Here is a 15385-nt window from a genome sequence, read left to right on the forward strand (position 1 = left end):
CAGAAATCCCCCAACATTACAATTATGTTACAAACATTTCTTTTGAAAAACAAGCCAGAGAAAATTTACCTCTCTTAATTCTCCCCAGTCAGCTTGTTTTGTTATACATTAATATATCAAAAACTAGAATTTGTTACAAATAAAGACGACACGGCTTTCGAGCTGTATCGCCTTTATTTATCATTATTCTGCGCTTTTTTTACGTTTAGCTGCTTTTTCACGTTCATTTTTATTCAAAATCTTTTTACGTAAACGAACGTTTTCCGGTGTTATTTCACAGTACTCATCGTCATTCAAGAATTCAAGCGATTCTTCAAGGGATAAGTGACGTGGACGCTTGATCACATTCGTTTGGTCTTTCGTTGCCGAACGAACATTGGTCATTTGTTTTGCTTTTGTGATATTCACTGCAATATCATTTTCACGGCTGTTTTCCCCAACGATCATACCTTCATAGATTTCCGTTCCCGGTTCTACGAAAATCGTTCCACGATCTTCAACTTGCATAATTCCATAAGTGGTTGTCTTCCCTGTTTCCATCGAAACAAGCGCCCCGTTACGACGCCCACCAACACGACCTGTTTGCATTGGTTCATAATCAAGGAAAGTATGGTTAATAATTCCGTATCCACGTGTCATGGATAGAAAGTCCGTTGTATAACCAATCAAGCCACGAGCAGGAACTTTAAATTGGAGACGAACTTGGCCGTTCCCATCATTAATCATATTTTGCATTTCACCTTTACGTTGACTGATCGATTCAATAACAGCCCCCATAAATTCTTCAGGCGTATCAATTTGTACATCTTCGACAGGTTCTGATTTCACCCCGTCAACTTCACGAATAATAACTTCCGGTTTTGAAACTTGTAGTTCATAACCTTCACGACGCATCGTTTCAATCAAGATGGACAAGTGAAGTTCCCCGCGTCCAGAAACCGTCCAAGCATCTGGTGAACTCGTTGGTTCAACACGTAGTGACACGTCCGTTTGAAGTTCAGCCATCAAGCGTTCTTCAATTTTACGGCTTGTGACATGCTTTCCTTCGCGACCTGCAAAAGGACTGTTATTCGTTACAAATGTCATTTGAAGCGTTGGCTCATCGATCCGAAGGACAGGAAGTTTATCTTGATGATCGAATGGCGTTACTGTTTCCCCAACAAAGATATCTTCCATTCCAGAAAGAGCAACTAAATCCCCTGCTTTAGCTTCTTCAATTTCAACTCGTTTTAAGCCGAAGAAACCAAACATCTTCGTTACCCGGAATTGTTTCACTGACCCATCCAGTTTCATGAGTGCAACCGTTTGACCCACGTGCATCGTTCCACGGAAAATACGTCCAATCCCAATACGACCCACATAATCATTGTAATCAAGAAGAGATACTTGGAATTGTAGTGGCTCATCACTGTTATCAACAGGTGCTGGGATATGATCAATGATCGTATCTAGTAAAGGTTTCATTGTAGCTTCTTGACTTGCCGGATCAGAATCCATGCTTGACGTTCCATTAATCGCAGAAGCATAAATAACTGGGAATTCAAGCTGATCATCATTTGCTCCAAGCTCGATGAAAAGTTCCAAGACTTCATCTACTACTTCTTCTGGGCGAGCAAAGTCACGGTCAATTTTATTCACGACTACAATTGGTGTTAAATTTTGTTCAAGCGCTTTTTTTAATACAAAACGCGTTTGTGGCATTGTTCCTTCATAAGCATCCACAACAAGTAGAACCCCATCAACCATTTTCATGATTCGTTCTACTTCCCCACCAAAGTCGGCGTGCCCAGGTGTATCCATGATGTTGACGCGAATGCCTTCATAATCAATCGCTGTATTTTTTGCCAAAATAGTGATGCCACGTTCTCTTTCAATATCATTACTATCCATCGCACGCTCATCCACATGCTCATTCGAGCGGAATGTTCCGGATTGTTTTAGTAATTCATCCACAAGCGTTGTTTTACCATGGTCAACGTGCGCGATGATTGCAATATTACGAATATCTTCTCTTAATTTCACTTTCTAATTTCCTCCTAAAAATAGGCTTTCAGTCGTTTTCAAACGAAAAGCTGATCCTAAAACTTCTATTATGTCAAGACCAAAACTGCATTCTAGCCTAAATAAAGAGGAAAATAATGATTATTTTCCTCTTGCAGCCGATCGATCCGTTAAATTCAACTCACCTATTATAACACAAGTTTATGAAAGAAAACACACATTTGTTTTCAGAAAAGCAATTTTGTTCATTTCTGCAAATAAGAATTTCGAAGCTCCAAGTAAACTTTAGGTAGCGCAACGATTGACGTTCCCTTATGAAGCATATCAATTTCTTCACCTGAAAGTCTTGAAACAACGCAACCAAGTTCCTCAGCAATAATTTTGGAAGCTGCTACGTCCCATGGCGCAAGATTCGCTGCAAGATATGCCCCGACACGACCAGTTGCAACCGCCATAAATTCAAGTGACGCAGCCCCGTAAAGGCGCAAGCCGCGAGAAACTCGGATGGCCTCTTCTAATTTTGGATAGAGCTTCACCGCGCTTAAGTTTGCAATGAGAAGGCTATTTGCCACTCCGCGCTCTTGGCTCACCTTTTGGATTGGTTGTCCATTTAGTGTCGCTCCCCTTCCTTTTTCTCCTATATATAAATCGTCTTTTGCAACATCGTAAACGATCCCATATTCGCCGACGCCATCCAGATATAGCGCAACAGAAATCGCAAAATCGCGTTTTTGTTCGACAAAATTAAGCGTGCCATCAATCGGGTCGATAATCCAAATGGCTCCATCAAGTGACTCTACTTGATGTTCAGCTTTTTCTTCCCCAAAGATCCGGTGTGTTGGAAAATACTGTTTTACATAACGAGTAAAAAGACTTTCGATATATTGATCCACCTCGGTCACCAAATCATTTCGGTTGGATTTTGTTTCAATCTGCAACTTTTTTTCAAAAGAAGCTTCAATATATTGCTTCGCTTCTGTAAGAAAAAGTCCCATCATTTGCTTCGCTTGCTCGACCATTTCTTGCTTATCCACATGATTCAGCTCCCTCCATTTAGTATTCTTATTTTAGCACAGTACGTCTCTGCTTGTGAAGAAAGCCAGTTGTTTTGCTAAGCTAGTTGATCTTTTATATAATGAAAAGTGAGCCTGACTTCAAACTGGGAGGAATCAAAAATGACTGAAGCTTTTTCAAAAAAAGATTTTAAAGCAATGAAGCAACCTGGCCTTGACGCACGAATGGAAGCCATTCAAACAGAAATTCAACCCAAGTTCCAACAACTAGGGGAAACGTTAACTTCGTTTCTAAGTTTAGAACTCGGAAACGAGATGTTTCTACATATCGCAAAGCACGCCCGTCGTTCCGTAAATCCGCCGGAAAGCACGTGGCTAGCTATCGCAAATGATAAGCGCGGCTACAAAAAACACCCGCATTTCCAAGTGGGATTATTCGACGATCATGTTTTCGTCTGGCTCGCTTTTATTTATGAAAATAAAGAACGTCAAAAAATTGCCGAACGATTTTTAAAGCAAGAAAAATTGTTTAAAGAGTTATCCACAAACAATTTCAGCCTTTCAAAAGATCACACCGTTCCAGATTATTTCCCACTTCAACAAAAGCCACTCGAAGAAACGCTTGTCCGATTTCGGGATGTCAAAAAAGGGGAATTTCTTGTCGGTAAAGTTTATCAGGAAAACGATCCTATTTTGCAATCACTCGACAGTTTTTTACTCGAAGTAGAAACGGTTTTTGATCAACTCATTCCACTCTACAGACTTGCCTTAAAATAACCATGTACAAATAGTCCTAAAGCCGTTATAATGGTAGAGTTGAATGTGAAAGGGAGTGAATAATCTAATGAAGAAAATGAACCAAAAATCCAGTGAACCTGATCCGCATCGAAGTTTAAAGAAGCCGGTTCATTTTACCTTAGGTGACTCCCGAGGTGCAATGTGCCTGCTTAAATGAAAAGATTGAGGAGGTTTTAGCGATGCACCAAATTTTTAAATCAAATGCGGATGGGAAACTAGAAGAACTAGAAATGCCTGAACGCAATGCTTGGGTGAATATTGTTGCCCCAACATCAGAAGAAATTAATCAAATTGCAGAAGAATATCAAATTCCACTTGAATTCTTGGAAGACTCACTCGATAAAGATGAGAGTGCCCGGATTGAACGTGATGATGACACTGATTCTGTTTTGATCATTTGTGACTTTCCAGTTATAGATGAAGATGACATTCATTATGCTTCTTTTGAAACGGTTCCGCTAGGAATTATTTTGACGAAAGATTATTTTATTACAATTTGTACAATTGATAGTTCTATCATTCAATCTTTTGTTAAACGCCGAATCAAAGGATTTTATACGCATATGAAGACACGTTTTGCATTGCAGATTCTTTATTTGATTTCCACTCAATTCTTGCGTCACTTGAAACGCTTGAATCGTCAAACAGATGACATTGAAAAAGAACTGCATGAATCCATGAAAAATAAACAACTTTATGATCTCATGGGAATTGAAAAAAGTTTGGTTTATTTCGTCACTGCCTTAAAGTCAAACAAGGTTGTGCTAGATAAAATGATGCGTCAAAACATTGTCAAAATGTACGAGGAAGATCAAGATTTACTGGAAGATGTGATTATTGAAAATCGCCAAGGGATTGAAATGGCGGAAGTTCACTCCAACATCTTAAGCGGGATGATGGATGCCTATGCGTCGATTATTTCTAACAACATGAATATTGTCATGAAGTTTTTAACTTCTTTCACCATTATTTTAACGATTCCAACGATGGTATTTAGCTTTTACGGGATGAATGTTGATTTACCGTTTATGCACTTGCCACTCGCTTGGGTATTAACACTTGGAATTTCTTTTGGGATTGCTGGCACCCTCGCTTTTGTTTTTTGGCGCCGTAAATTCTTTTAAGAGCCAAATAAAAAAAGCTGTATGCACGATTTTTACGCGCACACAGCTTTTTTTATTTACCAAATTCTTCATTTAGAAGTGCCGTTAGTTCACTTGGCGTGATATGTTCATCGAAGATATGCTCGCCCACAATAACAGTTGGTACAAGCGTTACATTTGCTCGACCGGCTTCTTCAATAATCGCTTTTGTTGCTTCTTCGTTATTTTGTTCTTTTAAGCCTAGTTTTGTCTCCATATATTGAGCTACTTCTTCAAGCGGCAGATTTCCCCATTCATCTTGTGTTTCAAAAATTTTATCCATAGCAAGCCACGCTTCAAAAGGTGCCTCATAGTTTAAATAGCGATGTGTCACATTGCCACGTTGCAAGGATTCTTTTTCTTTATCAAAAGGTTTAATGATTAGCTCGATTTTACCATCTTCAATAAACCGTGATAGCACGTCACGCGATTCTTCATGCCATTTTTTACAGTAAGGGCAACGTAAATTGACAAATGACATCACCTTCACTTTTGCATTTTCACTTCTTGTGAGGTGAATTCCTACTTCTGGTTTGACTTCCGAAGCTTTGATTTGACTGATATCCATTTTAAATTCCTCCTCTTTTTCTTATGGTCGCATCTTGATTGTACTTGTTGTTGTGTTTTTCACGAGTTTCATAACTTGATAGGGCGAATAACCACTTACGGCTTCGAATTCCTTCCCGAGTTGTTTTTCTTCTCCTATAGAAGGAACAACTTGTTTGTAATCACGATAGCGCTTTTTTAACTCCTGTACGTCAATCCCCGACTCATATGCTTTTTCAATGGACTCGAAATAGCGAACGACGGTGACCATTTCTTCTTTTGTCCAGTCCATATTTAACGGATAGCTATAATTCATTTTTTTCATTCCTCTCGGAAAACTTCTAAATCGGTAGAGCTTAAAAAAACGAGTAGCCTTCCACATTTTTCTAAGGAAAACTTGCTGTTTCTAGCCCCCCATTCCTTATTTCTATAATAGCATGTTCCGGATTTTGTTTACAAAAAATGCGCTTCACGGCACAAAAAAACTTCAGCTTTCTTTAACTGAAGTCCCCCTTGTTATTAATAGCTATGCGCTTCTGCATGTCGTTCCATGTAATCCATTCTCGCAAAATGGAGACCGATGAAAAACAAAACGGGCATGAGATATTGCAAAATAAAGACGATGCTGTAACGTAAGAAAACACTTGCAATCGGTAGTGCGATGACTGGATTTGTAAACGGTGTGATGACGATCCGGACGACAGCACGCCAACCATCCGTTGAATGCATTTCATGAATAAAACCGACGCCAAAATTGATCAGTGTGAGCACGAATAAACCGCCTGCTAAGATCATCAAGATGATAAACAAAAAACGCGGCATATGAATTTGTCTCTCCATTTTTTAACACCTGGATTCTTATTAGATTTTATGAAATAAGTGCTTCTCCTTATCTGCACTTTCATTCTAGCAAAAAAATACGCTGTTTACAAACATGTAAACAGCGTATTTGACTTTAAATGTGGATTGGGCGGCCAAGCGCTAGCTCAGCTGCTTCCATTGTTAGTTCGCCAAGAGAAGGGTGCGCATGGATCGTAAGCGCAATATCTTCTGCTGTAACGCCTGTTTCAATGGCAAGTCCAATTTCAGAAATAATATCAGATGCGTTGATTCCAGCAACTTGAGCACCAAGTACTAGCCCATCTTCTTTACGTGTAACAAGACGAACGAATCCTTCTGGTGCATCAAGTGACAAGGCACGTCCATTTCCGCCAAGTGGGAATTTCGATGCTTTGACATCAATGCCTTTTTCTTTTGCTTCTTTTTCTGTCATACCTACAGATGCAAGTTCTGGATCACTAAATACGACAGCAGGAAGTACTGTATAATCGTTTTCAGCTTTTTCACCAGCGATTGCTTCTGCAGCTACTTTTGCTTCATAACTTGCTTTGTGCGCAAGCGGAACGCCTGGTACAATATCACCGATTGCAAACACATTTGGAATGTTTGTACGGCCTTGTTTGTCCACTTCAATTAAGCCACGTTCTGAAACTTTCACACCTAGTTGTTCAAGTCCAATTTCATCTGTATTCGGACGTCGACCTACTGTTACAAGCACATAATCCGCATCAATTGTATGCGTTTCACCGTTTGCTTCATAAGTTACTTTCACACCATCTTCTGTTTCTTCAGCCGATTTAGCAAGCGCTTTTGTAACTATTTCAACGTTTTTCTTCTTCAAGCTACGTTTAACAAGCGAAACCATATCTTTTTCGTAAGTCGGCAAAATTTCTGGACCGCCTTCCAAAATTGTCAATTCTGTACCGAGGTTGGCAAAAGCTCCACCTAGTTCTGTTCCAATATATCCGCCGCCAATTACGACTAATTTTTTAGGAACTTCTTGAAGCGCTAATGCACCTGTTGAATTCAAGACACGTTTGCCATATTTAAAGCCTGGAATTTCAATCGGACGAGATCCTGTTGCAATAATGACATTATTAAATGTATAAGTTTGCGCAGAATCTTCGTGAATAACGCGAAGTGAATGCTCATCCACAAAGAATGCTTCTCCGCTCACCATTTCCACTTTATTCTTTTTAAGAAGACCTTTAACGCCGGTTGTTAATTTGTTAACAACGCCGCCTTTCCATTCTTGAGCTTTTGTGAAATCAAGATCTACTTCTTTCGCTTTCACACCCATATGCTCAGAACCGCGAGCTTCTTCAAAGCGGTGACCAATGGTGATTAGTGCTTTTGAAGGAATACAGCCAACGTTTAGACAAACGCCGCCGTAATATTCTTTTTCAATAATCGTGACTTTTTGTCCAAGTTGTGCAGCGCGAATTGCAGCTACATAACCACCAGGGCCAGCACCGATAACTATTGTATCTCTTTCTTCTGGAAAATCTCCTACAACCATTATTTTACGCCTCCATTAGTAATAATTCTGGGTCGTTCAGTAAACGTTTGATATTGTTCATTGCTTTTTGAGCTGTTGCCCCGTCAACAACACGGTGGTCAAAGCTTAGAGAAAGCGCTAAGACTGGTGCTGCAACAATTTCGCCATCTTGAACAATCGCTTTTTCAGCAATACGACCTACTCCTAAGATAGCTACTTCCGGATAGTTGATAACTGGTGTGAACCATTGTCCACCAGCAGAACCAATGTTGGAAATTGTTGCTGAGCCATGTTTCATTTCATCAGCAGTTAGTTTCCCATCGCGTGCTTTTCCAGCTAATTCGTTGATTTCATCAGAGATAGCGAAAACTGACTTCATATCTGCGTGTTTCACAACAGGGACATATAAACCGTGATCTGTGTCAGCTGCAATTCCGATGTTGTAGTAATGTTTATAAATCAATTCTTCTGTCGCATCGTCCATCGTTGTATTGAGCACAGGGAACTCTTTCAAAGTAGCTACGAGCGCTTTTACAATGTATGGCAAGAAAGTAAGTTTAATTCCTTTTTCAAGCGCAACTTCTTTGAAACGTTTTCTGTGTGCCATTAGAGCTGAAACTTCGATTTCGTCCATTAGCGTAACGTGTGGCGCTGTGTGTTTCGAATTCGTCATTGCTTTTGCAATCGCACGACGAGTTGGTGTAAGTTTTTCGCGTGTTTCTGGGAACTCATCACCTGCAGCTGGAACTGGTTTTTTCGCTGCTTGCGGTGCTGCTTCTGCGGCTTTTGTTTGTTCACCTGCAGGAGCCGCTGCTTGCGCTGGTTGTTCTCCGTTTAGATAAGCATCAACATCTGCTTTTAAGATGCGGTTGTTTTTACCAGAACCCGCAACTTCGCGAATGTTTACGCCTTTTTCACGTGCATATTTACGAACAGATGGCATTGCAATCACAAGTCCATTTGGATCTTTTTGAGCGGATGGAACACCGTTTCCACCAGCTGGAGTAGTTGTAGCACTTGCTGCTTCTGGTGCCGCTTCTTTTGCTTCTGTAGCTGCAGGAGCCGCAGCACTACTGCTTTCAGCGCCTTCAAAATCTCCTTCAAAAGTGACAAGAACTTGTCCAACAGTTGCAACTGTTTCTTCGCCAACTAAAATATCTTTAACTGTTCCATCAACTGGAGATGTAATTTCTTCAACTGATTTATCGTTTTGAACTTCAAAAATAGCTTGATCTTCTTCTACTTGATCGCCTGGTTTGATAAACCATTTGACGATTTCGCCTTCATGAATACCTTCACCGATATCTGGAAGTTTAAATTCAAAGATTCCTTTGCCACCACTAGCTACTTTTGCTTCTGGCGCCGCTTCGGCAGGTGCTGCTGGTTCTTCAGCATCATTCTCATGACCTTCTACTCCGTCAAAAGTGACGAGGACTTGTCCAACAGTTGCTACTTCTCCTTCAGCTACTTTGATTTCTTTAATTGTACCTGAAACGGGTGAAGTAATTTCTTCAACCGATTTATCATTTTGAACTTCGAATAAAGACTCATCTTCTTCGATTTTATCGCCCGGTTTTACGAACCATTTGACGATTTCGCCTTCGTGGATACCTTCACCAATATCCGGTAATTTAAATGAATATGCCATTCTAATTAAGCCTCCTGTTTTAGTCGTTTATCCAAAAGTCAAAAGGCTCCAAGAAGCCTTTTGATCAATTCTTTCAATTAAAATGCTAGAACTTCTTTTACTCGTTCAATAATATCGTTATGGTTTGGTAGCCAAACAGTTTCCGCTTGTGAGAATGGGAAAATGCTGTCTGGAGCACTTACACGCATAACAGGTGCTTCAAGAGAAAGGATAGCACGATCATTGATTTCGGCAATGACATTGGCAGCTACTCCACCTTGTTTTTGTGCTTCTTGAACCATGACAACACGATTCGTTTTCTTAACAGAAGCGATGATTGTATCTGTATCAATTGGACTAATCGTACGAAGATCAATCACTTCCGCAGAAATGCCTTCTTTTTCAAGCGCTTCAGCAGCTTTGATAGATTCTTGAACCATTGCACCGTAAGAAATGATTGTCACATCTGTTCCTTCACGACGAACCGCAGCTTTTCCAATTTCAACTGTATATTCACCTTCTGGAACTTCTTCACGGAAAGAACGATAAAGTTTCATGTGTTCAAGGAATACAACTGGATCGTTATCGCGAATTGCCGAAATGAGTAATCCCTTTGCATCATAAGGAGTGGATGGAATAACCACTTTAAGACCTGGTGATTGTGCCATTAAGCCTTCCAAATTATCAGCGTGAAGTTCAGGCGTATGAACACCGCCACCAAATGGTGCACGAATTGTAATCGGTGCGTTTCTTGTTCCACCAGTACGGTAGCGCAAACGAGCCATTTGACCAGCTACGGAATCCATTACTTCAAAAACGAAGCCAAAGAATTGAATTTCTGGTACGGGACGGAAGCCTTCAAGCGCAAGTCCAATTGCCAAGCCGCCAATTCCTGATTCAGCAAGTGGTGTATCAAAAACACGATCTTCACCGAATTCATCTTGCAAACCTTCAGTTGCACGGAATACCCCACCGTTTTTACCTACGTCCTCTCCAAAAACCAAGACGTTTTCATCGTTTTTAAGTTCAACTGCAAGCGCATCTGTAATCGCTTGAATCATTGTTTTTTGCGCCATGATTATTTCGACTCCTTCGCTTCATAAATTGCCAATTGTTCTTTTACGTTGGCTGTTGGAACTTCATACATATTGTTAAGCAGATCTGTCACTTTTTGTTTAGGTGTTGCGTCTGCTTCTTTAATTGCTTGTTTGATTTCTTCTTTTGCACGATCAATCACTTCGTTTTCTTTTTCTTCATTCCATAAGCCTTTTCCTTCAAGGAAAGCACGGAAACGAACGATTGGATCTTTCAGTTCCCATTCCCCGTCAAGTTCTTTCGTACGGTAACGAGTTGGATCGTCTCCTGAAAGTGTATGCGGGCCATAACGGTAAGTCATTGTTTCAATTAAAGTAGGACCATCTCCGCTCACACCGCGTTCACGTGCAAATTTTGTTGCAGCGTAAACTGCAAGTGGATCCATTCCGTCTACTTGAATACCAACGATTCCTGCTGCTGCAGCTTTTTGAGCAAGTGTTGGAGCAGCTGTTTGTTTTTCACGAGGTGTTGAAATCGCAAATTGGTTATTTTGCACAACAAAAATGGCAGGTGCATGGAAAGCTCCAGCAAAGTTCACACCTTCATAGAAGTCCCCTTGTGATGAACCGCCATCACCTGTGTAAGTGATTGCTACTGCATCTTTTTTGTGTTTTTTAAGTCCTAGTGCTACGCCAGCTGTCTGTACAATTTGTGCCCCAATGATGATTTGAGGAGGAAGTACATGCAGATTTTCTGGTAGTTGGTTACCAACAAAATGTCCACGAGAGAACAAGAATGCTTTTGTTAGTGGCAAGCCATGCCAAATCATTTGTGGAACATCACGATAGCCAGGAAGAATATAATCTTCTTTTTGAAGCGCATATTGGCTTGCAAGTTGAGAAGCTTCTTGTCCAGCTGTTGGTGCATAGAAACCTAGACGGCCTTGACGATTTAACGAGATTGATCTTTGATCTAGAACACGAGTCCAAACCATACGTGTCATCAGTTCAACAAGTTGTTCGTCCGTCAAATCCGGCATTAAATCAGGATTCATCACTTCTCCTTTTTCATTTAGAATTTGAACCATTTCAAATTGCTTAGAAATCGCATCGAATTGCTTTTTCACATCAACTATTGCCTTCTTTGTTTTAGAAGCCATTACGTACATCGTCCTTTCGTTAGAAAAATTCGTAATTGGAAAATGAATGCGCCATCATTCACATTCCCAAAACACTCTTTTGCAAAACCTGATTATGCACTACAAAGATTTAGAATCCATAATAATTAATAGAAGAAATTTTCCCGATTGCATCACTCTGTGGTTAACCCCAAGGAATTCTCCTTCTATTGCGCTTGTTTATAAGGCTACAGTTAATTCCAGATTGTAGTTTTCCAAGAATACATCAAATACGATCTATTCACAAACTGAACAAACTCATCTATTTTCAAAAGAAAAATCAACTGTTTTATTTTTCATTCAAAACCTTAGTAACACACTAATCTTCTCTTTTAATTTACACTAGTATTTCATCGAAGTCAATATAATGAATCCGCTTTTTTTATCGCTTACAATCGCTGTGTTACTAAGATTATTCGTTTTTCGCAAACTGTACTAAAATTCTAGAATCAGCAAGTTATCTGTTATATAATATTAAAAACCCATTGTTATTACACCACATTATCTAAAAAGTAATACTCGCCAAGTTAGTTTGTGATTTCACAAACTAATGCTGACTAATCCAAATGATGAAAGCGAATATAGGATGTTCATATCTTGTAAATCGTTCGGATTTAACTAAAAAAGAAACTAGCTAGCGTGAAGCAATTCATTCCTTTTTTCAAAAACTTTTGTTACAATGAATAGAGAACAAAAAACAGGAGAGGCGAAAAAAATGATTTTAATGAAAGATATTGTTCGGGAAGGTCATCCTGCGCTTCGAGAAGTAGCAAAAGAATTGACTTTTCCTTTAACAGAAGAAGAAAAACAATTAGGGCGTGATATGCTCACCTTTTTAAAAAATAGTCAAGATGAAGAAATCGCTGAAAAATATGGTCTTCGTGGTGGAGTAGGGCTTGCGGCTCCTCAACTTGCTGTAACGAAACGAATAATTGCTGTTCATGTTCATGATGACAACGAAAAGCTTTATAGCTATGTTCTTTACAATCCAAAAATTAAAAGTTATTCCGTTCAAGATGCTTGTCTCGCTGGCGGCGAGGGCTGTCTATCTGTTGATCGTGAAGTCCCAGGTTATGTTGTACGCAGTGAACGCATTACAGTTGAAGCCTTTGACGAAGATGGGAATCCGATTAAACTACGGTTACGTGAATACCCCGCAATTGTTGTTCAGCACGAAATCGATCATTTGAATGGCATCATGTTTTATGACCACATCAACAAGAATAACCCTTCTTATCTGCCACCAGATGTCGATGTACTCGGTTAATTTATCCACAGATGCTCCCTTTTAATGAAAGTGGGCATTTTTTTTGAGTAAAGGAGGATCTAGATGGATCGCTATGATCGCCAAATGCGTGTCCGCCAAATTGGCACGGATGGCCAAAAAAAGATTATGCAAACGACTCTTTTAATTGTTGGCGTTGGCGCACTTGGAAGTTATGCGGCAGAACTTGCGACACGGATGGGATTTAAAAAGCTCATCTTGATTGATCGTGATTTCGTTGAATGGAGCAACTTGCAGCGGCAAACGCTTTTTACAGAGCAGGATGTTCAGGATAAACTTCCAAAGGCTTATGCGGCTAAAAAACATCTTGAAGCCATTAATCGGAACGTTCACATTGAAAGTATCGTTGATGATGCGAACCTTGAAACACTTTCCGGCTACGAAAGCGAAGTGGATGCCGTACTTGATTGCACAGATAACTTTGCGACGAGGCGCTTTTTAAATGCGTTTTGCCACGCGCATGATCTGCCATGGATCTATACGTCTTGCGCAGGAACATATGCCAGTGTTTTCCCTATTCGAAGCCAAGATTCCGCTTGCCTAACTTGTTTAATTGGCGAAGCACCACAAACAAATGAAGCTAGTTGCGATTTGATTGGCGTTCATGCACCGCTCATTCCGATCACAGCAGGCTTTCAAGTATCACTTCTCACACGTCTACTTTTGGATGAGAACTTTGAATATAATGTGTTTTATCAATTGGATAATTGGACGATGACGTTTCAATCATTGAAAGTTGCTAAACAACCGGATTGCCCTTCTTGTGGATCCCACTCTGATCTAGAAACAAATTTTTCGGAAAAACCTGTTGCACTTTGTGGGAGGGACACTGTTCAATTTTGTTTTCCAAGCCGTAAGCGTGCTGAGTTCACACAAATTACCAAGCGACTTCAGGCTGAAGAAATCGAATTTAGTCAAAATCCTTTTATTCTCACCTTCCGTTTTTCAGCATATACGTTTTCCGTTTTTAAAAATGGTCGTGTACTCATTCATGGGACAAGCGATTTGACCGAAGCTAAAAAAGCTTATCATCATTTTTTTAATTAAGGAGGGTTGTCATTTGCACGATTCAAATGTAACAAGTGTCGATTGCGCGGTCTTAACGATTAGCGATACCCGAACGCTTGAAACCGATACTAGTGGAGCGCTCATTGCCGAATTGTTAGAAGCAAATGGACATCACATTTCTGAGCGTCTTCTCGTGCCCGATGATGCTAACAAAATTCGTGCCGTTCTTAAAAACATCGAAGAAAAACAAATTTCTTGTTTGATTTCAACGGGCGGAACGGGGATTTCCAAACGTGATATAACTTTTGAGGCACTTTTTCAACAAATTGAGCAAGAAATTCCCGGTTTTGGCGAGTTATTTCGAATGATCAGCTATCAAGAAATCGGCTCTAAAGCAATGGCTTCACGCGCTTTTGCAGGTTTTACCGCGAAAGATAGCTTGTTTTTTGCTTTGCCCGGTTCGAAAAATGCGGTCCAGACGGGCATGCAAAACTTGATTTTACCTGAACTTCCTCATTTGATTGCCGAACGAAGAAAGCAAGCATAAAAAAACGCTTCAGAATTTTTTCTGAAGCGTTTTTATTTGAGAAGAGGATTAAACGATATTGGTTACGCCACCATCCATTACGAATTCTGCACCTGTTGAAAAAGCTGAATCATCAGAAGCCAAGAATAGAACCATTTTCGCAACTTCTTCGGGTTTCCCCATCCGTCCGAGTGGATAACTCTTATCCAATTCACGTTTCGTTAAATTAAGTGTTTCTGAAGCATAGTTTGCCATTTGCGTTGTGATGTATCCCGGATGAATCGAATTAATTCGAATACCTTTAGATGCGTATTCTGCCGCTGCATCTTTAGTCATTAAGCGAACGGCTCCTTTACTAGCTCCGTACATCAAGTGACCCGAACTCCCCTTTAGTCCAGCAATAGAAGAAGCATTAATGACAGATCCCGAGCCCGTTTTTTCGATTTCTGGAAGCACATGTTTAAGTCCCAAAAAGACACCTGTTACATTGATGCCCATCATTCGGTTCCAGTCATCCATCGTGATTTCCGGAATCGGTTTAATCACATAAATCCCCGCATTATTGAATAAAATATCAATTCGTCCAAAAGCCTCTTTCGTTTTCTTAACAACCGTTTCCCAGTCGGCTTCTTGACTGACATCTTGTTTGACAAAAAGCACTTCTTGGCTTTCTTTTTTCAGTTCATTTAATGCTTCTTCACCCGCTCTTTGATTAACATCCGTGAAAACAACTCTCGCCCCTTCTTTCAAAAAAAGCAACGCGGTTTGAAATCCTATTCCAGCTGCTCCCCCAGTAATAATCGCAACTTTGTCTTGTAATTTCATGACTTGATCTCTCCTTTGATATTTTTGAAAGCGCTTTACATTTTTAGTTTACGCCGGTAACATG

At 40.1% G+C, this 15385-nt stretch carries 15 protein-coding genes; 5 read left to right on the plus strand and 10 right to left on the minus strand.

Translation table 11 applies throughout. The features are described from left to right. Positions 1-183: 183 nt before the first annotated feature. Complete coding sequence (gene typA / locus HCK02_RS00705; RefSeq protein ID WP_167628143.1) at positions 184-2022, minus strand: translational GTPase TypA; 1839 nt, start codon at positions 2020-2022, stop codon at positions 184-186. A 224-nt stretch (positions 2023-2246) separates the two neighbouring features. Further along, positions 2247-3020 (minus strand): inositol monophosphatase family protein, encoded by a 774-nt coding sequence (locus HCK02_RS00710; RefSeq protein WP_167628304.1) that lies wholly within the window; start codon positions 3018-3020, stop codon positions 2247-2249. 156 nt (positions 3021-3176) lie between these two features. On the opposite strand from HCK02_RS00710, the gene HCK02_RS00715 reads away from it, so the two are divergent. Both HCK02_RS00715 and HCK02_RS00720 read left to right on the plus strand, forming a co-directional pair. Next, complete coding sequence (locus HCK02_RS00715; protein ID WP_167628145.1) at positions 3177-3791, plus strand: YktB family protein; 615 nt, start codon at positions 3177-3179, stop codon at positions 3789-3791. Positions 3792-3991: 200 nt separating this feature from the next. Continuing rightward, positions 3992-4936 (plus strand): magnesium transporter CorA family protein, encoded by a 945-nt coding sequence (locus HCK02_RS00720; protein ID WP_167628148.1) that lies wholly within the window; start codon positions 3992-3994, stop codon positions 4934-4936. A 52-nt stretch (positions 4937-4988) separates the two neighbouring features. Here HCK02_RS00720 and HCK02_RS00725 read toward each other — a convergent pair whose 3' ends face one another. The 7 genes from HCK02_RS00725 to pdhA form a co-directional block, all read right to left on the minus strand. After that, entirely contained in the window at positions 4989-5522 is a 534-nt protein-coding gene (locus HCK02_RS00725) for a DsbA family protein (protein WP_167628150.1), read from the minus strand. Between the two features lie 21 nt (positions 5523-5543). Beyond that, entirely contained in the window at positions 5544-5816 is a 273-nt protein-coding gene (locus HCK02_RS00730; protein ID WP_167628152.1) for a UPF0223 family protein, read from the minus strand. 203 nt (positions 5817-6019) lie between these two features. Next, the gene (locus HCK02_RS00735; RefSeq protein ID WP_167628154.1) at positions 6020-6340 is read right to left on the minus strand and encodes a hypothetical protein; all 321 of its coding nucleotides are present in this window, start codon (positions 6338-6340) and stop codon (positions 6020-6022) included. A gap of 115 nt (positions 6341-6455) precedes the next feature. Further along, a complete protein-coding gene (lpdA, locus tag HCK02_RS00740; RefSeq protein ID WP_167628156.1) occupies positions 6456-7859 on the minus strand; it encodes a dihydrolipoyl dehydrogenase in 1404 nt (467 codons plus the stop codon). Positions 7860-7863: 4 nt separating this feature from the next. Then, positions 7864-9486 (minus strand): dihydrolipoyllysine-residue acetyltransferase, encoded by a 1623-nt coding sequence (locus tag HCK02_RS00745; RefSeq protein WP_167628158.1) that lies wholly within the window; start codon positions 9484-9486, stop codon positions 7864-7866. A 77-nt stretch (positions 9487-9563) separates the two neighbouring features. Continuing rightward, positions 9564-10541 (minus strand): alpha-ketoacid dehydrogenase subunit beta, encoded by a 978-nt coding sequence (locus HCK02_RS00750; protein ID WP_167628160.1) that lies wholly within the window; start codon positions 10539-10541, stop codon positions 9564-9566. Between the two features lie 2 nt (positions 10542-10543). After that, positions 10544-11659: a pyruvate dehydrogenase (acetyl-transferring) E1 component subunit alpha gene (pdhA, locus tag HCK02_RS00755; protein WP_167628162.1), complete on the minus strand. Its 1116-nt coding sequence runs from the start codon at positions 11657-11659 to the stop codon at positions 10544-10546. 733 nt (positions 11660-12392) lie between these two features. Between pdhA and def the strand changes: the two genes are divergently transcribed. From def to HCK02_RS00770, 3 genes are all read left to right on the plus strand, one after another. Beyond that, complete coding sequence (gene def, locus HCK02_RS00760; protein WP_167628164.1) at positions 12393-12944, plus strand: peptide deformylase; 552 nt, start codon at positions 12393-12395, stop codon at positions 12942-12944. 63 nt (positions 12945-13007) lie between these two features. Then, entirely contained in the window at positions 13008-14009 is a 1002-nt protein-coding gene (locus HCK02_RS00765; protein WP_167628166.1) for a ThiF family adenylyltransferase, read from the plus strand. A gap of 13 nt (positions 14010-14022) precedes the next feature. After that, entirely contained in the window at positions 14023-14517 is a 495-nt protein-coding gene (locus tag HCK02_RS00770) for a MogA/MoaB family molybdenum cofactor biosynthesis protein (RefSeq protein ID WP_167628168.1), read from the plus strand. Between the two features lie 48 nt (positions 14518-14565). Here HCK02_RS00770 and HCK02_RS00775 read toward each other — a convergent pair whose 3' ends face one another. Further along, entirely contained in the window at positions 14566-15321 is a 756-nt protein-coding gene (locus HCK02_RS00775; RefSeq protein ID WP_167628170.1) for an SDR family NAD(P)-dependent oxidoreductase, read from the minus strand. Positions 15322-15385 lie beyond the last annotated feature (64 nt).

Origin of the sequence: Listeria valentina, from assembly GCF_011800755.1 — a bacterium.
Lineage (GTDB): Bacteria > Bacillota > Bacilli > Lactobacillales > Listeriaceae > Listeria > Listeria valentina.